Annotated in this window: 19 protein-coding genes; 9 read left to right on the top strand and 10 right to left on the bottom strand. The window is 66.4% G+C overall.

Annotated features, from left to right (window positions below):
• Nucleotides 1-39: 39 nt before the first annotated feature.
• Nucleotides 40-429 (bottom strand): ArsR/SmtB family transcription factor, encoded by a 390-nt coding sequence (locus CRT60_RS18280; RefSeq protein ID WP_098737993.1) that lies wholly within the window; start codon nucleotides 427-429, stop codon nucleotides 40-42.
• Between the two features lie 336 nt (nucleotides 430-765).
• Between CRT60_RS18280 and CRT60_RS18270 the strand changes: the two genes are divergently transcribed.
• From CRT60_RS18270 to CRT60_RS18240, 7 genes are all read left to right on the top strand, one after another.
• Nucleotides 766-993, top strand: a complete 228-nt coding sequence (locus CRT60_RS18270) for a sulfurtransferase TusA family protein (protein WP_098737991.1) — start codon at nucleotides 766-768, stop codon at nucleotides 991-993.
• Nucleotides 994-1,198: 205 nt separating this feature from the next.
• Nucleotides 1,199-2,128: a histone deacetylase family protein gene (locus tag CRT60_RS18265; protein ID WP_098737990.1), complete on the top strand. Its 930-nt coding sequence runs from the start codon at nucleotides 1,199-1,201 to the stop codon at nucleotides 2,126-2,128.
• A gap of 189 nt (nucleotides 2,129-2,317) precedes the next feature.
• Nucleotides 2,318-2,581 carry an exodeoxyribonuclease VII small subunit gene (locus CRT60_RS18260; protein WP_244592595.1) on the top strand — a complete coding sequence of 88 codons (264 nt, stop codon included), beginning with the start codon at nucleotides 2,318-2,320 and terminating at the stop codon, nucleotides 2,579-2,581.
• Between the two features lies 1 nt (nucleotide 2,582).
• A complete protein-coding gene (locus tag CRT60_RS18255; protein WP_244592594.1) occupies nucleotides 2,583-3,485 on the top strand; it encodes a polyprenyl synthetase family protein in 903 nt (300 codons plus the stop codon).
• Nucleotides 3,486-3,510: 25 nt separating this feature from the next.
• A complete protein-coding gene (gene dxs, locus CRT60_RS18250; protein ID WP_098737988.1) occupies nucleotides 3,511-5,424 on the top strand; it encodes a 1-deoxy-D-xylulose-5-phosphate synthase in 1,914 nt (637 codons plus the stop codon).
• 184 nt (nucleotides 5,425-5,608) lie between these two features.
• On the top strand, nucleotides 5,609-6,640 hold the full coding sequence (locus CRT60_RS18245) for a sensor histidine kinase (RefSeq protein WP_244592593.1): 1,032 nt from the start codon (nucleotides 5,609-5,611) through the stop codon (nucleotides 6,638-6,640).
• A gap of 95 nt (nucleotides 6,641-6,735) precedes the next feature.
• Nucleotides 6,736-7,479, top strand: a complete 744-nt coding sequence (locus CRT60_RS18240) for a TlyA family RNA methyltransferase (protein ID WP_098738713.1) — start codon at nucleotides 6,736-6,738, stop codon at nucleotides 7,477-7,479.
• A gap of 52 nt (nucleotides 7,480-7,531) precedes the next feature.
• On the opposite strand, the gene CRT60_RS18235 is transcribed toward CRT60_RS18240, so the two are convergent.
• The 6 genes from CRT60_RS18235 to CRT60_RS18210 all read right to left on the bottom strand — a co-directional run bounded on the left by CRT60_RS18235 (nucleotide 7,532) and on the right by CRT60_RS18210 (nucleotide 13,967).
• Nucleotides 7,532-8,767, bottom strand: coding sequence for an extracellular catalytic domain type 1 short-chain-length polyhydroxyalkanoate depolymerase (locus tag CRT60_RS18235; protein WP_098738712.1), 1,236 nt, complete (start codon nucleotides 8,765-8,767; stop codon nucleotides 7,532-7,534).
• Nucleotides 8,768-8,823: 56 nt separating this feature from the next.
• A complete protein-coding gene (locus tag CRT60_RS18230; protein WP_098737986.1) occupies nucleotides 8,824-9,243 on the bottom strand; it encodes a CopG family transcriptional regulator in 420 nt (139 codons plus the stop codon).
• Nucleotides 9,244-9,430: 187 nt separating this feature from the next.
• Nucleotides 9,431-11,293 (bottom strand): right-handed parallel beta-helix repeat-containing protein, encoded by a 1,863-nt coding sequence (locus CRT60_RS18225; protein ID WP_098737985.1) that lies wholly within the window; start codon nucleotides 11,291-11,293, stop codon nucleotides 9,431-9,433.
• Between the two features lie 348 nt (nucleotides 11,294-11,641).
• Nucleotides 11,642-12,409 carry an amino acid ABC transporter ATP-binding protein gene (locus CRT60_RS18220; protein WP_098737984.1) on the bottom strand — a complete coding sequence of 256 codons (768 nt, stop codon included), beginning with the start codon at nucleotides 12,407-12,409 and terminating at the stop codon, nucleotides 11,642-11,644.
• Entirely contained in the window at nucleotides 12,406-13,086 is a 681-nt protein-coding gene (locus tag CRT60_RS18215) for an ABC transporter permease subunit (RefSeq protein ID WP_098737983.1), read from the bottom strand. Before CRT60_RS18215 ends, CRT60_RS18220 begins: the two co-directional genes overlap by 4 nt.
• A gap of 107 nt (nucleotides 13,087-13,193) precedes the next feature.
• The gene (locus CRT60_RS18210) at nucleotides 13,194-13,967 is read right to left on the bottom strand and encodes an amino acid ABC transporter substrate-binding protein (RefSeq protein ID WP_098737982.1); all 774 of its coding nucleotides are present in this window, start codon (nucleotides 13,965-13,967) and stop codon (nucleotides 13,194-13,196) included.
• Between the two features lie 396 nt (nucleotides 13,968-14,363).
• Here CRT60_RS18210 and CRT60_RS18205 point away from each other — a divergent pair, with 396 nt between their 5' ends.
• The gene (locus tag CRT60_RS18205) at nucleotides 14,364-16,367 is read left to right on the top strand and encodes a methyl-accepting chemotaxis protein (RefSeq protein ID WP_244592592.1); all 2,004 of its coding nucleotides are present in this window, start codon (nucleotides 14,364-14,366) and stop codon (nucleotides 16,365-16,367) included.
• 190 nt (nucleotides 16,368-16,557) lie between these two features.
• Entirely contained in the window at nucleotides 16,558-17,235 is a 678-nt protein-coding gene (locus tag CRT60_RS18200; protein ID WP_098737980.1) for a dienelactone hydrolase family protein, read from the top strand.
• On the opposite strand, the gene CRT60_RS18195 is transcribed toward CRT60_RS18200, so the two are convergent.
• The 3 genes from CRT60_RS18195 to CRT60_RS36220 all read right to left on the bottom strand — a co-directional run bounded on the left by CRT60_RS18195 (nucleotide 17,147) and on the right by CRT60_RS36220 (nucleotide 19,285).
• Nucleotides 17,147-17,905, bottom strand: a complete 759-nt coding sequence (locus tag CRT60_RS18195; protein WP_098737979.1) for a protein-methionine-sulfoxide reductase heme-binding subunit MsrQ — start codon at nucleotides 17,903-17,905, stop codon at nucleotides 17,147-17,149. The genes CRT60_RS18200 and CRT60_RS18195 overlap by 89 nt on opposite strands.
• A gap of 2 nt (nucleotides 17,906-17,907) precedes the next feature.
• Entirely contained in the window at nucleotides 17,908-18,855 is a 948-nt protein-coding gene (gene msrP, locus CRT60_RS18190) for a protein-methionine-sulfoxide reductase catalytic subunit MsrP (protein WP_098737978.1), read from the bottom strand.
• Nucleotides 18,856-18,961: 106 nt separating this feature from the next.
• A complete protein-coding gene (locus tag CRT60_RS36220) occupies nucleotides 18,962-19,285 on the bottom strand; it encodes a hypothetical protein (RefSeq protein ID WP_161958090.1) in 324 nt (107 codons plus the stop codon).
• Nucleotides 19,286-19,403 lie beyond the last annotated feature (118 nt).

Raw genomic sequence — 19,403 nt, 5'->3', positions numbered from 1 at the left:
GCGGCGCTCGATCCGCAGCGCCCGTTCGGTCTCGGGAGGTCAGCCGGCTGCGGCGGCGCGCAGGTCGGATCGGCCGGTGGACTGGTCGATGTCGCGCTCCTCCTCATCCGAGGTTTCGGCAGCATCCTCGGCGGCCTGCGTGCAGTAGAGGCCGTGCAACGTGGTCATGATGGTCTGCGCCTCATGTCCGTTCAACGAGTAGTAAATGTTCTGGGCGCTGCGCCGCGTGCGGACCAGATTGTCGTTGCGCAGACGGGCCAGATGCTGGGACAGCGCCGACTGGCTGAGGCCGACCAGATCCTCCAGTTCGCCCACCGACCGTTCGCCCTGGCTCAAATGGCACAGGATGAGCAGGCGCCGCTCGTTGCACATTGCCTTCAACAGCGCACTCGCCCGGCGGGCGTTGGCCTGCAAATCCTCGATCTTCATCGCTTTACCGTCGCCCTGTCCGTTCCGATTCGTTTCGCGCCTGAGCCGTCGTTGCGCGGCTTGGCAAAGAAAAATGCTCGTATCCTAGTATATTCGTACCTTGCGGGATTTGTCCACCTGTGGGAATCCAGCATGCGGAACATGCCGCTGCTTGGTGCCACCGTAGGCTTGAGCATCGCGATCCTCACTGTGCTCCGGCTTTTTCTCGCATCGCGAAGCAAAGCCGATGGGGCTGTATCAGCTACCGGTTGTGATCGACAATCAACCGCATTGGGCGTCGCAGCCCTCCCACCATGCATCGTGACAGCGCATGGCGAGTCGGGTAGCATTTTCGCCATGACCGACCATCCGTTGAATACCAAGGGCTTGCAGTGCCCGCTCCCCGTCCTGCGTGCCCGCAAGGCGATCAAGGCCATCGCCATCGGCGACACTCTGACGGTGGAGGCGACCGATCCCGGCGCCCGCAAGGATTTTCCCGCCTTCTGCGAGGCGACAGGCAACCGCCTGCTGTCGGTCGTGGAGGAGGAGGGCATCCTGCGTTTCGTCATCGAGCGGGCGGCCTGACCCGAACGGCCGCTCGCCGTGCCGCCGGCATCGCATCCGTTCGTACCCCAATCGTGCCGTGTCACGGATTGCCTCCGCTCCCGAAAGTGGGCTGTGACGAATCGTCCTGGATTCAGCCTGTACTTTCATTAGCGATGCGGGAAGAATGGTTTTCGGAAACGCCGCCTTTACCGCCCGAAAACCAACGATAACGACCGAAAAATCGATGTTCACCACCCTGTTTACCCACCCGGCGTGCCTGGAGCACGACACGGGTCTCGGTCATCCCGAATGCTCCGACCGCCTGCGCGCCGTGCTCGCCGCACTGGAGACGGAAGAGTTCCACATGCTGGAACGGCAGGAGGCGCCGCGCGCCACGGTTGAACAGCTTCTGCGGGCGCATCCGCAGTCGCACATCGACCGCGTGCTGTCCCTTATCCCCGATGTGGAGCATGCGGGCGTCGATGCCGATACGGTCGTCTCGCCCGGATCGGGGGAGGCGGCGCTGCGCGCGGCCGGTGCCGTCTGCGCCGCTGTCGACGCGGTGGCGACCGGCCAGTCGCGCAACGCCTTCTGCGCCGTCCGCCCGCCCGGCCACCATGCGGAGCGGGAGAAGGCGATGGGCTTCTGCCTGTTCAACAACGCCGCCATCGGCGCCTTCCATGCCCGCGCCGTCCATGGGTTGCAGCGCGTGGCGGTGATGGATTTCGACGTCCATCACGGCAACGGCACGCAGGACATCCTGCAGTTCGACCCCGACATGCTCTATTGCTCGACCCACCAGTCGCCGCTTTATCCCGGCACCGGCGATGCCGGCGAGAAGGGCGAATACGGCAACTGCGTCAACGCGCCGCTGCCGGCCATGGCGGGATCGCCCGAGTTCCGCCACGCGATGACGCACGTCATCCTGCCGGCCATCGACCATTTCAAGCCGGACCTGCTGATCATTTCGGCCGGGTTCGACGCCCATTCGCGCGATCCGCTGGCCGGCCTGCACCTGATCGACGACGATTTCGTCTGGGCCACGCGCAAGCTTGGCGAGCTGGCCCGCACCCATTGCGGCGCACGGATCGTCTCGGTGCTGGAGGGTGGCTACAACCTTCGCGCCCTGGCCTCCGCAAGCGCGGCCCATGTGCGGGAACTGATGTACTGCTGACCGGAGCCTTCCCCGCGGGACGGCGGCCTTCGTCTCCCGAAAGGGGTGATCCCGCCCTAACGCATAGGCCGCCCAGCGGCCGAACATAGTCCGCAAGGGCCGGAGTACGGGAGTGCCTCGGGCCTTGCGCCGGACGAGGGCGGGGCATACCTTCGCGGGCTTGAGGTTCCATCGATGGTTCTGCCCGACATGCCCCCTTCCACCGCTTTTGTTCCCATTCCGCCCGACATCGCCGCCCTCAGTTTCGAGGATGCGCTCGCCGAACTGGAGCGGATCGTCCGCCAGCTCGAGGAAGGCCGCGGCAAGCTCGACGATGCCATCTCTTCATACGAGCGGGGCACGGCGCTGAAGCGCCATTGCGAGATGAAGCTGCGCGAGGCGCAGGCCAAGATCGACCGCATCACCGTAAGCGCCGACGGCTCCCTCGGCACCGAACCCGCCCGGATCGACTGACGTGCAGACCATTTCCCAATCCGATTTGAAGTCCGCCATGGCGGAGATCGCCCAGGCCGTCGAGATGAAGATCGGCGCCCTGCTGCCGACCACCGACCTGGCTGAGGCGCGTGTGTTCGACGCCATGCGCTATGGTTGCCTGAACGGCGGCAAGCGGCTGCGCCCCTTCCTGGTGATGCAGTCCTCCGCCCTGTTCGGGGTGAACCCGGACTGCGCCATCCGCGCCGCCGCGGCGGTGGAGATGGTCCACAGCTATTCGCTGGTCCACGACGACCTGCCGGCGATGGACGATGGCGAGCTGCGGCGCGGCCGGCCGACCTGCCACCGCCAGTTCGACGAGGCGACCGCCATCCTGGCAGGCGATGGCCTGCTGACGCTCGCTTTCGAGGTGCTGGCCGATCCGGCGACGCACGAGGACCCCAACATCCGTTGCCAGCTGGTGACGGCGCTGGCCAAGGCGGCCGGCGGCCACGGCATGGTCGGTGGCCAGATGCTGGACCTGATCGCGGAGCACGAGACGTTCGACCTGGGGACCACCACCCGGCTGCAACGCATGAAGACCGGCGAGATGATCGCCTTCTCCTGCGAGGCCGGCGGCATCCTGGGCAAGGCGAACCCGCCGCAGCGCACCGCCTTGCGTGCCTATGCCCACGATCTCGGCCTCGCCTTCCAGATCGTCGACGATCTGCTGGACGTGGAAGGCACGGCGGAGGAGACCGGCAAGACCGTCGGCCGCGACGCCCAGGCGGGCAAGGCGACCTTCGTGTCGATCCTTGGCCGCGACCGTGCCCGGGCCCAGGCGGAAATGCTTGCCGATCAGGCTTCGCAGCACTTGGACATTTTCGATGGGCGTGCCGATATGTTGAAGGCCGTCGCCGACTTCGTCGTCGCGCGCCGCGCCTGACCAGAGCTTTGAGGACCATCACGACGTGACCGCCACCAAGACCCCGCTGCTCGACCTTTGTCCGACGCCAGCCAAGCTGCGGGCACTCAAGCCCGAGCAGCTCCGCCAGTTCGCAGACGAGTTGCGCACCGAGACGGTGGATGCCGTTTCGGTGACGGGCGGCCATCTCGGCGCCGGTCTGGGTGTGGTCGAGCTGACGGTGGCGCTTCATTACGTCTTCGATACGCCCTACGACCGGCTGATCTGGGACGTCGGGCACCAGTGCTATCCGCACAAGATCCTGACCGGGCGCCGCGACCGCATCCGCACGCTCCGCATGGGCGGCGGCCTGAGCGGCTTCACGAAGCGGTCGGAGAGCGAATACGATCCGTTCGGTGCCGGCCACAGCTCGACCTCCATCTCCGCCGGCCTCGGCATGGCGGTCGCCAGCAAGATCAAGGGCGAGCAGCGCAACGTCATCGCGGTGATCGGCGACGGCTCGATGAGCGCCGGCATGGCGTACGAGGCGATGAACAACGCCGCCTCGACCAAATCGCGTCTGATCGTCATCCTCAACGACAACGACATGTCCATCGCGCCGCCGGTCGGTGCGATGAGTGCCTATCTGTCGCGGCTGATCTCGTCCAAGCCTTATCTGTCCCTGCGCCATCTGGCGAAGGAGATCGCCGACCAGCTGCCGCGCCCGCTGCGCAACGCCGCCCGCCGGGCGGAGGAATATGCCCGCGGCATGGTCACCGGCGGCACCCTGTTCGAAGAGCTGGGCTTCTACTACATCGGCCCCATCGACGGGCACAATCTGGACCATCTGCTGCCGGTGCTTCAGAACGTCCGCGACGCCGACGACGACAAGCCGGTGCTGATCCACGTCGTCACCAAGAAGGGCAAGGGCTACGGCCCGGCGGAGGAGTCTGCCGACAAGCTGCACGCCGTCGCCAAGTTCGATGTGGTGACCGGCGCCCAGTCCAAGCCGAAGTCCAACGCCCCGACCTACACCCGCGTCTTCGCCCAGAGCCTGATCGCCGAGGCGGCCGTCGACCCGACCATCGTCGGCATCACCGCCGCCATGCCGTCTGGCACCGGGCTGGACCTGTTCGGGGAGCGCTTCCCCGACCGCTGCTTCGACGTCGGCATCGCCGAACAGCATGCGGTGACCTTCGCCGCCGGCATGGCGACGGAGGGGTTCAAGCCCTTCTGTGCCATCTATTCCACCTTCCTCCAGCGCGCCTACGATCAGGTCATCCATGACGTGGTGCTGCAGCATCTGCCGGTGCGCTTCGCACTGGACCGTGCCGGTTTGGTGGGCGCGGACGGGGCGACCCATGCCGGGTCGTTTGACACCGCCTATCTCGGCTGCCTGCCCGACATCGTCCTGATGGCGGCGGCGGACGAGCTGGAGCTGATGCACATGGTGGCGACCCAGGCCGCCATCGACGACCGCGCCTCGGCCCTGCGCTATCCGCGCGGCGAGGGTGTGGGGCTGGAACTGCCCGACCGCGGCAGCATCCTGCCCATCGGCAAGGGCCGCATTCTCCAGGAAGGCACCAAGATCGCCATCCTCAGCTACGGCACCCGGCTGGGCGAGGCCCGGCGCGCGGCGGCGGAGCTGGCGGCGCGCGGACTGTCGACGACGCTGGCCGACGCCCGCTTCGCCAAGCCGCTGGACGAGGAGCTGGTCCGCCGCCTTGCCCTGGAGCATGAGGTGCTGATCACCATCGAGGAAGGATCGGTCGGCGGCTTCGGCAGCTTCGTTCTGCAATTCCTGGCGACGGCCGGGCTGCTCGACGGCGGGCTGAAAATCCGGCCGATGGTTCTGCCGGACGCCTATCTCGACCATGACTCGCCGGCCAAGCAATATGAGACGGCCGGCCTGAGCGCCCAGCACATCGTCCACACCGCGCTCCAGGCGCTGGGGATCGAGAGCGCCGCCGCCCGCGCCTGACCCCGATGGCATTACGCCTTCCGAACGTCGTAATGCCATTTGTCTAGCAAAGTTTCGGGTTGTTGGACTGGTGCGGAGCGCGAGCCACGCCTTACACTATCCAGGCTGAAATGGTAGCCCGCCGACACCGGAGGGAAGAGCCGGCGGCAGGATGGCTACGGGGTCAGGGGCGATGGCGCATATCATGGCGGTCACGGCATTCCGTAACGCGGAGTTCGGCACCGATCCGGGAGCGGGACGGGTGGTCGGCACCGACGTTGCGGCCGGCGGTGCCGGCATCGACGATCCGGCGATGCTGCGCTGTCTGCTTGATCAGACGCCGACGCCCACCGCGCTGGTGGAGGGGGATGGCGATCGCTGTGCCTTCGCCAACGCCGCGTTCCGGGCGCTGGGGGTTGTTGCGGGGGCCGGCCTGATGGAGCGCTTTCCGGCCCTGGCGGCCTCTCTGCTCGCCGAGGCGCGGCGGACCGGACAGCCACAGCGCAACCGCGCTGCCGGCGACCGCTCGACCGACGGGGAACGCTTCTGGGATGTCCGCGTCACCCCGATGCTGGGCGTCAACGGCGTCGTCCGCGGCCTGATCGTCACAGCGGAGGAAACGCCGGAGTCGGTGGCCGAGCATGACCGCCGCTTGCGCGACGTCAGCCACCGCCTGAAGAACACCTTGCAACTGGTCTCCAGCCTGCTGACCCTTCAGACCTTGTCGAGCAAGGATCCGGAGGTCCGGCGGGCCTTGCAGAGCGCCGGCGGTCGCGTCGGCATCGTCACCCAGGCCCATCAGCGCACCCACGGCTCCCTGCGTGCCGGCACCATCGACATGGCGGTCCATCTGAGCGAGCTGTGCCAGGAGCTTGAGGCGACGCTGCCCGGCGCCCACCGCATCCATGTCACCGCCGACGCCACCGAAATGCCGACCGAGGCGGTCATTCCCTTCAGCCTGATCGTCAGCGAGCTTGTCAGCAACGCGGCGCGCCATGCCTTTCCCTCCGGCACGCCCGGGGCCATCGACGTGCGGCTTGGCCGTGGCGACGGGGGCAGCATCCGGCTGGAGGTGGTCGACCGCGGCGCCGGCCTGCCGCCCGGCCTCGAGCTGTCCCGCGCGACCACGCTGGGGTTGAAGGTGGTGCGTGCCTTTGTCGGGCAGCTGCGCGGCAAACTGACGGCGGACAGCAGCCCCTACGGCACCCGTGTGGTGGTGGAGTTCCCGCCCGCCTGATTCTTTCCTGACGTTTGCTCCCAGGAAGCGGGGCTTGCCCTTCCGGCCGTTCCGCGTCAGGAATGCGCCGTTGCGGGATTGCGAAGGGCGGCGGCATGGCACGGGTGAGGGTTGATGTGGCGCTGGTGGAGCGAGGGCTGGCGGAGAGCCGTGCCAAGGCGCAGGCGCTGATCCTGGCCGGTTTGGTCTATTCCGACACCAGGCGCATCGACAAGGCTGGCGACCAGATCGCGGCGGAGGCCCCGCTGGCGGTCAAGGGTCAGGACCATCCCTGGGTGTCGCGCGGTGGGTTGAAGCTGGTCAAAGGGCTGGATGTCTTCGTGATCGATCCCACCGGCCTGACCGCGGTCGATGTCGGTGCCTCCACCGGCGGCTTCACCGATGTGCTGCTGACCCGTGGGGCCGCCAAGGTCTATGCCGTCGATGTCGGCCATGGCCAGTTGGCCTGGAAGCTGCGCACCGACCCGCGCGTCGCGGTTCTGGAAAAGACCAACGCCCGCCACCTGACCGCTACCGAAATCCCCGACCCCATCGACCTCGTGGTGTGCGACGCCAGCTTCATCGGGCTGGAGATCGTGCTGCCGGCTGCGCTCGATCTGGTGGTGCCGGGCGGGCGGCTGGTCGCGCTGATCAAGCCGCAGTTCGAGGTCGGCAAGGGGCGTGTCGGCAAGGGCGGCGTCGTCCGCGAACCGGAGCTGCACCAGGAGGTTTGCGACCGCATCCGTGGTTGGCTGGATGCGCTGCCGGGCTGGCGGGTGCTGGACATCACGGAAAGTCCGATCACCGGGCCGGAAGGGAACAAGGAGTTCCTGATCGGCGCGGTGAAGGACCGGGGCTGAGTCCGCTCGCCAAGCCCTGTCGCGTCGGCGGGTCTTTCGGTCGCGGCCCCGTTCAGCGCGGGGAGGTCTCCAGCCGATGGTCGAGGAAGAAGCGCAGCATTTCCGCCGACGCGTCCGGACCTTGCGGGTCGGTGTAGGAGCCGGATGGGCTGCCGCCGGCCCAGGCGTGACCGGCGCCATGGATCGTCCAGTGCTCGCACTGGGTCCGCTCATCGGGATCGCGGAGGATGTTGCGGCTGTAGGCATGGCCGCCCGGGCTTCGACCCTGCTGCACCTCCGACCGCAGGTTGGAACTGGTGGCGGTGACCTGCGCGATAACGCCGTCGCCGTTGCTGGGGTGGACGACATGATCGCGGTCGCCGTGGAAGACGATGGTGGGCACCATGCGGTTGCCCCGAATCCCCGCCCGCGGGCTTCGGTTGCCACCCTGGCGCATCGCGGCGAGGGCGGATGGCAGATCCTGCGCGGCGCCGGCTGGCAGGCCGGAATGCACGCCGACCGCGGCGTAGAGATCCGGATAGGCCGCCGCCATGTTCGCTGCTGCGGCACCGCCGGCCGATAGCCCGGCGATGTAGACCCGCTCCGGATCGACCCGATGGTCACGCATGATCTGTCGCGTGATGCCGGCAAGCAGTGACGGTTCGCCCTGGTCGCGCCGCTGGTCTTCCGGCTTGAACCAGTTCCAGCAGCGCTGTGCGTTGGCGGAAGCCGGCTGTTCGGGGTAGGCGACGAGGATGCCGTGCCGCTCGGCAAAGGCGTTCATCCGGGTTCCGGCGGCGAAATCGTCGGGCGACTGGGTGCAACCGTGCAGCATCACCACCAGCGGGCGCGGTCCGTCGCCTGCCGCAGCTGGCACATAGAGCTTGTAGGCCCGTGTCCCGGCCGGCCCGCTGTACGAAAGCGTTGCGAAGGACGCTCCGTCCGGCAGTGGGTCGGGTGCCGGACGCGGGGCGCCGCCGTGAAGACCGGTCGGGGTGAAGCGTGCCGCGAGGCCGCGCAGGGTCTCGCCCAGTCCGGTGCGTGGCTTGGTTCCGGACCTCTTCTGCCCCCCACTGTCGCCGGCGGGCTTTGGGCCGGCATTCTTTGCCGACGGCGTCGGGTCGAGCCTTACGAACTCCCCCTCCAGGGTGGCCCCAGGGGCGGTCGTGTCCGGTGCCGGCTCGCCCTTGCCTTCCCCCCGCAGCAAGCGCTGGAGAAGGGTCGTCGCCTCGCCGAGCTTGCCGGCCCGGGTCAGGCGGGCGGCTTCGGCCATGCCGGGAAGCATGCCGGGTGGGGTGGTGTGGCGCATGTCCATACTTTCCTGGTTCGCATCGGGCGCAGGCGGTGGCCCGCGTCGAAAGACTTTCAGCGGATGCGGTCGGCGAGGGCCGCCTTGACCGCGGTCGGCGCATGCAGCGCGCCCAGCACGCTCAGCGAAGCGATGGCGGAACGGGCCAGCTCGGGAGTCACGTCCTGGGCGATGGTGGCGAGGCCGAGGACACGGATATCCAGCATCTGTCCCGCTGCCTGAGCCGCTTCGAGATCCGCCCGGGTGAAGTGGCGCAGGCCGAGATCGACGCTTTTGCGTGCCACCGTCTGCCGGACGACGTCGGCGTGCCGGTCGACCTGATTGCGGATGGCGGTGCGGATGAAGTCTGTACGGTTGGAGTAGAACCCTTCCTCGACCAGTAGATCGATGTGGCCGAGGTCGACATAGCCGAGATTGATCGTGATCTTCTCGCTATCGCCGGTTTTCGGTTTCACGCTCTGTTCCGTCTCGGCCATCGCTTTTCCATCCATAAACCATCCGTGTGGATGGTAGATGGATGTCTCTTGCGACTCATTCAAGAGCGTGCCCGCCAGTTCGGCAGATTGCTTGCCCGGTGTCAGCCGTTAATGCGGCAAGAAAAAAGCGCGGCCCCGAAGGACCGCGCTTGATCGGATCGTTATGCTCGGACGCGACCGGCTGCGATCAGCCCAGCAGCCCGATGTCATGGGTGGGGATATGGTCGAAGCCCAGCCCGTAGACCGCGGAGTCCGATGCCAGGCTGAAATCGTGTGCGCCCGGATTGACGAAGCTGGGGTCCAACTGCACCGAGCCGTTGTCGTAGCCGGCGGCCTTCCATTCAGCCAGATCGCCCTTGCCGCCGCCCGACATCACCTGCGGCCAGACGTCGAACATGTCCTTGGAGGCGTCGAGGTTGCTGTAGAAGTTGTTGTGGATGTTGCCGACGTTGGCCGGGCCGTAGATATGGACGGCCGTACCGTCACGGACATCGACGACGTTGCCGGAGATGTCGTTGCCGCTCATCTGATGGCCCTGCCAGCCGCTCCAGGCCACCGGCTGCTGAAGGCCGATCTGGGCGCCGCTGTTGTCGGCGATCACGTTTTCGGTGACCTTGTTGTCCCAACCGCCATGCAGGAACACACCGCCGATGTTGCCGTGGACGATGTTGCCCTTCACCGTGGCGCCGCTGGTCCAGTCGTCCAGATAGATGCCCCAACTGGCGACATCGCCCGACGGGTTGGTCGCGGTGGTGCCTGTCACCTCGTTGTTGACCACGGTGTGGTCGGACAGATCCTGCTGGCGGTTGATCAGGTAGATGCCGCCGCCGTCGTTGGACTCCAGATTGGCGTCGACCACCTTGTTGTTGGCGATGGTGACACGATGGGTGGCATCGCTGCCGTCCGTCTGGACCGAACCGACGGCGATGGCCTTCTCCGGCGAATCCTCGACGAGATTGTGCGTGACCTGCACGTCGGAGCTGCCGTTGATCCAGATGCCGGCATCGCCGCGGTCGGCGGCGTTGGGATGCGTGATGTGGTTGTCGGAGACGACCGTGGCGTTGGAGCCGGCCTTGACGAAGATGGCCTCCGCACCGGTGCTGTCGAACTGGTTGCCGATGACCTTGCTGTCAGCGCTGTTCTGCACCGTGATGCCGTAGCCGCCACCCTTGACCGCATTGTTGGCGAAGGTCAGGCCGGACGCATTGTCGGCGAAGACATAGTGGCCGCCCACCACGCCATCGGCGAAGGTCAGGCCTTCGATGGTGACGTTCTTGGCGCCGCCGAGGCCGAAGGACACGCTGGCGTTGGAGCCGCCGTGGATCACCGCCTTCTCGCTGCCGTAGCTGGTGAAGGTCACGCCGGAATCCTGGCCGTCCAGCCACATCCCGTTCTGGTGATAGTCGCCGCCGCGAATGTAGGTGGTGTCGATGTTGGGGTCGGCGCGCATGGCGGCTTGCGCCTTTTGCAGCGAGGCGAAGGGGCCGTCTGTGCCATCGGCGTTCGGGGCGGCCAGCTTGCCCGACCAGCTGTCGTTGCCGTTGGTGGCGACATAGAATCCCGGATCGGTCGGCTTCGGGACGGTCGGTGCCGGCGTGGACGGCGTCGGTTCGGGTGACGGCACTTCGCTGACCGGCGGGATGGTCGGGGGCGTCACGCTGGAGGTGGGGAAATAGCTCTTGTCGGCATCGACGACCAGCGTGCCGTTCCACCACATGCCGGCCTGACCGTCGGCGACATCGTGGCCGTCCAGGGCCCCCTTGTCATAGGTAACATGATCGGAGGTCGGCAGGACCGACTTGCCGTTGATCGTGATCTCGTTGACGATCAGGTTGCGGTCGGTCCCGTGAAAGATGCCATCATTGTCGTACTGGACCTGCACCTTGTGGCCCTGGCCCTCGACGATGTCCGTCTTGAAGACGAAATCCTTGGCCGTGGCATCCGTGGTGCCCTCACCGATCTTCTTGCCGTCGACCAGCAGGTTGAAATGCGCGTCGAGGGTGCCCTTCGCGCTCACCGTGATGGTCGAGTTCCCGGAGGTCGTGGCCATTGGTCCGTATCCTTAGCGGTTTTGATGCGGCGCCAAGATGGTCAAGTCGGCTGGGGCAATAGTGAGGCATTTTTCATGGATTCGACGAATAAGTGGTAAAATCCGTTATAATCCTGCGACCAAAGACAAATTATCTTTGGTTATAGTACGCATAAAGCCGTCTTCATTCAGTATGTGGTGCCTCCGCTGACGGTGGGGTGCCGTCATTTCTCTAGGAAATTATGTGCCTTGAATAACGGATATCTGTATGGATGCTTGGAAAGACGATCCGGTGGAGGCCGGCGAGGCAGTTTTCCTCTGTCGAACGCTGCTTGCCGCCGGTTCCTCCATAAGCCCCGCTGACGCCCCTTAAACGCCTTCCCCCTGCTGTCCCTGCTGGGTCAGGGTGGCGATGAAGCGCTGGGTGCGTTCGCGGGTCGGATGGGTGAACAGCGTTTGCGACGGCCCGGATTCCACCACCTGCCCGGCGTCGAGGAACACCACCTCATGCGCAATGCGCGATGCGAGACGCAGATCGTGGGTCGCCATCACCATGGTGGTTCCTTCGGCTGCCAAGGTGCCGAGGACCTCCACCACCTCGCCCGACAGCTCGGGATCGAGCGCCGAGGTCGGCTCGTCGCACAGCAGGACGCGGGGCGACGGAGCAAGCGCGCGGGCGATGGCGACACGCTGCTGCTGCCCGCCCGACAGGGTCGCCGGCCAGGCATCGGCCTTGTGGTCCATGCCGACCTTGCGCAGCAGGGCCATGGCACGGTCGCGTGCCTTCTCCGCCGGCCATTTCTGCACGGTCACCAGCCCTTCCATCACATTCTCGACCGCGGTGCGGTGGGGGAAAAGCTGGAAGTTCTGGAACACCATGCCGGTCTGGCCGCGCAGCCGCTGGATGTCCTTCCATCCGGGCTTGCCGCCGGGTTGAAAGGACAGCTCCTCCTCGCCGATGCGCACGATGCCGGAGGTCGGGATTTCCAGCAGGTTGATGCAGCGGAGCAGCGTGCTCTTGCCGCCACCGGACGGCCCGATCAGGGCGGTGACACGGCCTTCGGCCACGGTGACCGACACGCCCTTCAGCACGGTGAGGTCGCCGAAACGCTTTTCGATGTTCGACAGCCGGATCACGACTTAACCTCCAGGAAACCGCCATATTGGTTGAGCCGCTTTTCCAGCCGGACCTGCAACGCCGACAGGACGGAACTGAGCGCGAGATAGATCAACGCCGCCTCCACATAAAGGATCAGCGGTTCGTAGCTGGTGGCGACGATGCGCTGGGCGGCCTGGAACAGCTCCGGCACGGTGATGGCGGCGGCGAGCGAGGTGTCCTTCACCAGCGAGATGAAGCTGTTGGACAGCGGCGGCACGGCGACGCGTGCAGCCTGCGGCAGGATGGTGCGGCGCATCGCCTGCGACCAGCTCATGCCGATGGAATAGGCGGCCTCCCACTGGCCCTTCGGCACCGAGCCGATGACGGCACGGATGATCTCCGAGGTGTAGGCGCCGACATTCAGCGTGAAGCCGATCAGCGCCGCCGGAAAGGCGTCCAGCACGATGCCGGCGCTGGGCAGGCCGTAGAAGATCAGGAACAGCTGCACCAGCAGCGGCGTGCCGCGGATGATCCAGACATAGAAACGGACGATGGCGGCCAGCGGAGCCGGCCCGAACAGCCGGACCACCGCCGCCACCAGCCCGACGACAAGGCCGAGCGCGAAGGAGGCCAGCGTCAGCGGAACGGTGAAGACCAGCGCCGCCCACAGCAGCGACGGAAGCGAGTCCGCCATCAGGGTAAGCCAGTGCAGCACGGGGAAGGTGCCTCTCGTGAAGATGGAACGACAATGCCCCCGGCCCGGATGGGGCTGGGGGCATTGTGGCGGGCGTTGACGTAAGACGGGAAACTAGACTGAAAAGGTCACTTGGAAACGTCGGCGCCGAAATACTTCTGCGAAATCGTCCCATAGGTGCCGTCGGCCTTCATGGCCGTCAGCGCCTCGTTGATGGCGGAGACCAGCTTGGCCTCGCCCTTGCGGACGATGATGCCGGACTGGTCGGCATTGTCCTGGGTCGCGGCGATCTTCACGTTGGCGTCGGGCTTGTGCTTCTTGAAATCCAGGAAGGACAGGCTGTCGTTGACCGTCGCATCGGCCCGGCCGTTCAGGACCAGCTGGATCGACTGGTCGAAACCGTCGGTGCCGACCAGCTGCGCACCGGATGCCTCGGCCAGCTTGCCAAAGTTGCTGGTCAGCGACTGGGCCGACTTCTTGCCCTTCAGGTCCGCGAAGCCTTTGATCGCGCTGTTGTCGCCCTTCACGATCAGGACGGCGCGGCTGGTGATGTAGGGGTCGGAGAAATCGTACTTGGCCTTGCGCGCCTCGGTGATGCCGACCTGATTGATGACGGCGTCGTAGCGGCGGGCGTCCAGGCCGGCGATCAGCCCGTCCCACTTGCCTTCCAGGAACTCGGCCTTCACGCCGATGCGCTTGGCGATCTCGCGCCCGATCTCCACATCGAAGCCGACGAGCGCGCCCGAGGCGTCATGGTAGGTGAAGGGGGCATAGGTCCCCTCCGTGCCGATCTTCAGCACGCCGTCGGCCTTGATGCGGTCAAGGTCGGCCTGAGCGTGTGCGGCGGAGACGGCGGCGACCTGCATAAGGCCGGCGACGAGAAGCGATTTCAGCCATTTCATCGGTTGATGCCCGGTGTTTCTTGAATGGGTTGGGTTGGTTCGCCGCCTTCGGCACGTTGCGGCCGACGCTGGTTCCGGCATTGGACGGCTCGGGTCACGCTACATGAATGAATATTCCCTAACAAGGGAACATCATATATATTTAGCACATAACAACTGTACATGCTGCGTACCGCATTCGGGTTCCTGCGGGAAATAAGCGCCGAGCGGTGCAGGCCCGGAACCGGTCACGCCGGAGTACGGATGTCCCCTAAGTGACCGGGCGGCGAAACTTATTTAGACTCCCGATGGCTACCGGACACAGCAGAATCCGGTAAGCCTCCCTGGGGGATACGCATGAATATTCGTACGAAAATTCTGTGCGCGAATATCCTGATTGCCGCCTTTCCGATCTGCATGGCTGCCGTCCTCGCATGGGATGCGGTCGGTGCCTTGCAGCAGCGCCACCGGACCGAACGCTCGCTCTATGCCTTCGAAGCGACTTTGCAGATCGGCCCCTTGCTGGCGAGCGAGCGTGGGCGCTGGGCGGTGGCGTTCGACAGCGAGAAGCCGCTGGAGGCCGCCACCGCCAAGCCGCTGGACGACGCCGTCGCGGTCACCGACGCCGCCATCGAAAAGGCCCGGGTGCGGATCGAGGCCGCCGGCCTGTCCGCCGCTCCCATCCTGAACGCCGCCAGCCAGATGAAGGCCGCCCGGATGGCAGCCCGGCAGGCGGCTGAGCAGGCGAAACCCGCCCGCCCGGCGGCCATCGCGGCAACCACCGTGGACGCCATCGCCGCAGCCAACCGGAGCGTCGGCAAGGCGATCGACGACACCTACCGATCCACCATCGTCAACAGTCCCGACCTGTTCGGGCATGTCAATCTGGCGCGTCTGGCGCAGGACATGCGCGACATCGGCGGCACCCGCTCCGCGTCGGTCGGGCTGTTCGTCGCCGGCATGGCGTTCGGGCCGGACCGCTTGCAGGCCGCCACGGAGATGGCGGGCAAGGTTGCCGTCCTGTGGCAGATGATGCAGCAGGCGGTGCTGACTCTCGGCAATCCGCCGGAACTGACCAAGGCGCTGGACCATGTGCGCTCCACCATGATGACGCAGGGCGAGCAGCGCTTCCAAAGCGTGATCGATGCGGCGCGGAAGGGCGCGCCGCCGCCGGTCGCTCTGGCCGACTGGCGTCCCTGGGTGACGCCGATGCTGAACAACGTCCTGGTGATGCGCGATGGGGCGCTTGCCGTTGCCCATCAACTGAACGAGGAAAGCATCGCCGAGGCCTGGACACAGCTGATCCTGGCCGGCCTGGTTCTGGCCGCGGTGTGCATCACCTTCGGCATCGTGCTGATCATGCTGTCGGTGCAGGTGACGCGGCGGCTGGGATCGCTGACCTCCACCGTGGTTCGGCTGGCCGACGGCGACCTTGGCGTCGACATCGCCTATTCCAAGCAGCCGGACGAGATCGGCGCCATGGCGCGGGCCATCCAGGTGCTGAAGGAAAGCGCCATGGAGCGCGTCCGGCTGGAAGCCGATCAGGAGGCCCAGCGCGTTGCCCGTGAGAAGCGCACCGCCGTGGTCGAACGGATGGTGCAGGGTTTCGACCGCACCGTGTCGGCCATCCTCGGCAGCGTCTCCGGCGCCTCCGCCCAGTTGAGCGACACCGCCGGGGCGATGGCGGCGCTGGCGGAGGAGACCAGCCGGCAGGCCTCCGCCTCCACCGCGGCGGCGGAGCAGACCTCGGTGAACGTGCAGACGGTTGCCTCCGCGACCGAGGAGATGACGGCGTCGATCCGCGAGATCGGCGAACAGGTCTCCCGCTCCAACAGCGTTGCCGCCCGTGCGGTGCGGGAGGCGCAGGATACCACCGGATCCGTCCGCAATCTGGCCGGAGAGGTCGCTCGCATCGGTGAGGTGGTGAAGCTGATCCAGTCGATCGCGAGCCAGACCAACCTGCTGGCGCTGAACGCCACCATCGAGGCCGCCCGCGCCGGAGAGGCCGGCAAGGGCTTCGCCGTCGTCGCCAGCGAAGTGAAGCAGTTGGCCAACCAGACGGCCAAGGCGACGGAGGACATCTCAGCCCAGATCGACAGCGTCCAAAACGCCACCCGGGGGACGGTCGGCGCCATCGAGGAGATTGGTGGAACCATCGGCGCAATGAACGAGATCGCTGCGACAATCGCCGCCGCCATCGAGGAGCAGAGCGCCACCACGGCGGAGATTTCCCGCAACGTCCAGCAGGCGGCCCAGGGCACCGGCGAGGTCAGCGGCAACATCGCCCAGGTTCATGAGGCCGCCGCACAGACTGGGCAGGCGGCATCGCAGGTGCTCGACGCCTCCACCGGCCTGACCCGCCAGGCGGCCGATCTGCGGCGGGAGATCGAGACCTTCCTGGCCGGCATCCGCGCGGCCTGAGGTCCGTTCCGGCGGACGCGCTCCACAGGGTGACGAAGCGATTCCCCGCGGCGACGGGAAGGGGGATATGCCGAAGAAGGCCATGCGTTGCCCTGTCGCCAGTTGCCCCGACGTCTCAGCCCCCTATGATCATCCGCAATGACCGCCCGGACGATCCGGGAGCGGTCCCGCAAGGAAGAGGGGTCAGGACATGAGTGACGCAACGGCTGCCGGCTGGATCGAACTGACGGCGGCGGACGGCCACCGGATGCGTGCCTATCGCGCACCGGCCAAGGGCGAGGAGATCGGGCGCCTGATCGTGGCTCCGGAAATCTTCGGCATCAACCATCACATCCGCAGCGTCTGCGACGGCTTCGCCCAGCAGGGCTTCACCACCGTGGCGCCCGACCTGTTCGACCGGGCCGAGCGCGGGGTCGAACTGCCTTATGACGATGCCGGCATTCAGCGGGGCATCGCGCTCAAGGGGGCGGTGGCGACCGCCGACGCCTTGCAGGATATCGCTGCGGCGCTGGCCCATCTCGGCGGTGACGGGGCCGCGGCCATCGTCGGCTATTGCTGGGGCGGCAGCATCGCCTGGGCGTCGGCGGCGGCGCTGCCGGTACGCGCCGCCATCGGCTATTACGGCGGCGAGATCGGCAAGTCGCTGGACAGCGCGCCGCGGGTTCCGACCCTGCTGCATTTCGGCGAGCAGGACCACGCCATCCCGCTTTCGGTCGCCGAGGGGGTGAAGGCCCGCTATCCGTGGGTGCCGGTGCATGTCTATCCGGCTGGCCATGGCTTCAACTGCGACGAACGGGGGAGCTTCCATCCGGAAAGTGCGGTGCTGGCGCTTCGCCGGACCGTGGGGCTGCTGCGGGCCGTGTTCTGACCGGGGCCTCCTTCCGCCGCCCGTCCTTCCGCTGCCCGAGCCGGATCGGCCAGCGGCGGAAGGCGAGCAGCCCGATACAGATCAGCGCATAGACGAGCGGCGCCGTCTGCCAGCCCTTCACCAGCATGATGAAGTGCAGGCAGCCGGCCAGCCCGGCGACGAAGACGGCCATGTGCAACGCGCGCCAGCGCTTGCCGCCCAGCCGCTTCACCATGCCGTCGGTGGAGGTGGCGGCCAGCGCCGTCAGGATCAGGAAGGCCCCCATGCCGACGGTGATGTAGGGCCGCTTGACGATCTCCTTCCAGATCGCCGGCCAGTCGAAGAACTGGTCCAGCCCGACGTAGGTGGACAAATGGACGGCCGCATAGAAGAAGGCGAACAGTCCCAGCATCCGCCGGAACCGCGCCAGCCCGGCCACCCCCGTCAGCATGCGCAGCGGTGTCAGCGCCAGCGCGATCAGCAGGAAACGCAAGGCCCACAGCCCGCTGGCCTTGACGCTTTCCAGCACTGGCTCCGCCCCCAGTTCGCCGGTGTAGGCGAGCCAGACGGTCCAGACCAGCGGGACCAGGGCGAGGGTGAAGACGACAGGCTTGGCCCAGCGCGAGGTGAGGGCGGCGTTCGCGGCGGCGCGCGCATCGACGCCGCCGGCGGAGGCGAGGGGGGCAACCATGGTCAGTAATTCGCCTTCAGGTCCATGCCGGCATAGAGCGACGCGACCTCTTCGCCATAGCCGTTGAAGGGCAGGGTCTTGCGGCGCGAGAAGTCGCCGACCCGCCGCTCGGTCGCCTGGCTCCAGCGCGGATGGTCGACATCCGGATTGACGTTGGAATAGAAGCCGTACTCACGCGGCTGCGACTTGTTCCAGGCGGTCGCCGGCTGGTCCTTCACCAGCGAGATCTTGACGATCGACTTGATCGACTTGAAGCCGTATTTCCACGGCACCACCAGCCGGATCGGGGCGCCGTTCTGGTTGGGCAGCACCTCGCCATACATGCCGACGGCCAGCATGGTCAGGGGATGCATCGCCTCGTCCAGTCGCAACCCTTCGGTATAGGGCCAGTCCAACACCCAGGAGCGCAGGCCCGGCATCTGCTTCGGGTCGTTCAGGGTCTGGAAGGCGACGTATTTCGCGTTGCCGGTCGGCTCCACCCGCTTCAACAGTTCTGCCAGCGGGAAGCCGACCCAGGGAATCACCATCGACCAGCCTTCGACGCAGCGCAGGCGGTAGACGCGTTCCTCCATCGGGAACTTCAGCAAATCCTCGATGCCGATGGTCATCGGCTTGCCGACCTCGCCGCCGATGGCGATTTCCCAGGGGCGGGTCTTCAGCGTGCCGGCATTCTCGGCCGGATCGCTCTTGCCGGTGCCGAACTCATAGAAGTTGTTGTAGGTGGTGGCCGACTTCATCGGCGTCGTCGGATCGAACTTCGGATCGGCCGGCTTGATCGTGGTCGCCGCCTGGAAAGGGCCTGCCAGCGCATTGCCGCTCCATACCGGCAGGCCGCCCAGCGCCATGGCGGCGGCGCCACCGGCGATCAGGCTGCGGCGCGACAGGAACAGCTCCCGCGGCGTCACCTCGTCTTCGCGTGCCTGCGACGCGGTGGGAAACTTGAACAGCATCGACCCTCTCCCGAACGGACCATTCCTGCCACTAACCATAGGGCTGCGGCCCGCCGTCGGCAAATCACAGGGTCTACACAATTGCGTGAACGGATCTGCTGCGCGATCAGCGCCGGCCGAGCGGAATCACCACGGCCGGACCGCCGAAACCGCCGCCCCGCGCCATGCGTCGTGTGGGAAATGGCAGCACGGCGGCCGGTGGACGCGGAGGGGGCAGGAGCGGCCTTCCGGTAAAGGAATGGGCAAGGGCAGCACCCTGCTGGCAGGCGCGCATCCAAGAAAGCATGCAGCACATCGAAGCCTGCATGGAAAACGTCCAAAAATTCATCGCCAAGCCCCAGGCTGTGATGTGTCGGGTCGTCTTGCCCTGCGGAAGGCGCCCGGCGCCGAAATATCCCGCCATGGCTGGATCCATAACGATGTCCGACATCGAATCGTTCCGAAGCCTGAGATTCGCATAATGGACGGCCAGCTGAGTTAAGCCGGTGACAAGGCCGGCTAAGCTCAAGAAAATGCTCACTTCATCCTAAGTTATAGGCATAGTCCTT

It is taken from the genome of Azospirillum palustre (assembly GCF_002573965.1).
GTDB classification, from domain to species: Bacteria; Pseudomonadota; Alphaproteobacteria; order Azospirillales; family Azospirillaceae; genus Azospirillum; species Azospirillum palustre.
The sequence above is the reverse complement of the archived record's forward strand: the minus strand, read 5'-3'. Positions and strand labels throughout refer to the sequence as shown.

What these genes read in the sequence shown, in the direction of transcription:
- CRT60_RS18280 (WP_098737993.1), bottom strand. Translation starts at nt 429, where the DNA reads ATGAAGATCGAGGATTTGCAGGCCAACGCCCGCCGGGCGAGTGCGCTG.
- CRT60_RS18270 (WP_098737991.1), top strand. Translation starts at nt 766, where the DNA reads ATGACCGACCATCCGTTGAATACCAAGGGCTTGCAGTGCCCGCTCCCC.
- CRT60_RS18265 (WP_098737990.1), top strand. Translation starts at nt 1,199, where the DNA reads ATGTTCACCACCCTGTTTACCCACCCGGCGTGCCTGGAGCACGACACG.
- CRT60_RS18260 (WP_244592595.1), top strand. Translation starts at nt 2,318, where the DNA reads ATGCCCCCTTCCACCGCTTTTGTTCCCATTCCGCCCGACATCGCCGCC.
- CRT60_RS18245 (WP_244592593.1), top strand. Translation starts at nt 5,609, where the DNA reads ATGGCGGTCACGGCATTCCGTAACGCGGAGTTCGGCACCGATCCGGGA.
- CRT60_RS18240 (WP_098738713.1), top strand. Translation starts at nt 6,736, where the DNA reads ATGGCACGGGTGAGGGTTGATGTGGCGCTGGTGGAGCGAGGGCTGGCG.
- CRT60_RS18235 (WP_098738712.1), bottom strand. Translation starts at nt 8,767, where the DNA reads ATGCGCCACACCACCCCACCCGGCATGCTTCCCGGCATGGCCGAAGCC.
- CRT60_RS18230 (WP_098737986.1), bottom strand. Translation starts at nt 9,243, where the DNA reads ATGGCCGAGACGGAACAGAGCGTGAAACCGAAAACCGGCGATAGCGAG.
- CRT60_RS18225 (WP_098737985.1), bottom strand. Translation starts at nt 11,293, where the DNA reads ATGGCCACGACCTCCGGGAACTCGACCATCACGGTGAGCGCGAAGGGC.
- CRT60_RS18210 (WP_098737982.1), bottom strand. Translation starts at nt 13,967, where the DNA reads ATGAAATGGCTGAAATCGCTTCTCGTCGCCGGCCTTATGCAGGTCGCC.
- CRT60_RS18205 (WP_244592592.1), top strand. Translation starts at nt 14,364, where the DNA reads ATGGCTGCCGTCCTCGCATGGGATGCGGTCGGTGCCTTGCAGCAGCGC.
- CRT60_RS18200 (WP_098737980.1), top strand. Translation starts at nt 16,558, where the DNA reads ATGAGTGACGCAACGGCTGCCGGCTGGATCGAACTGACGGCGGCGGAC.
- CRT60_RS18195 (WP_098737979.1), bottom strand. Translation starts at nt 17,905, where the DNA reads ATGGTTGCCCCCCTCGCCTCCGCCGGCGGCGTCGATGCGCGCGCCGCC.
- msrP (WP_098737978.1), bottom strand. Translation starts at nt 18,855, where the DNA reads ATGCTGTTCAAGTTTCCCACCGCGTCGCAGGCACGCGAAGACGAGGTG.
- CRT60_RS36220 (WP_161958090.1), bottom strand. Translation starts at nt 19,285, where the DNA reads ATGTCGGACATCGTTATGGATCCAGCCATGGCGGGATATTTCGGCGCC.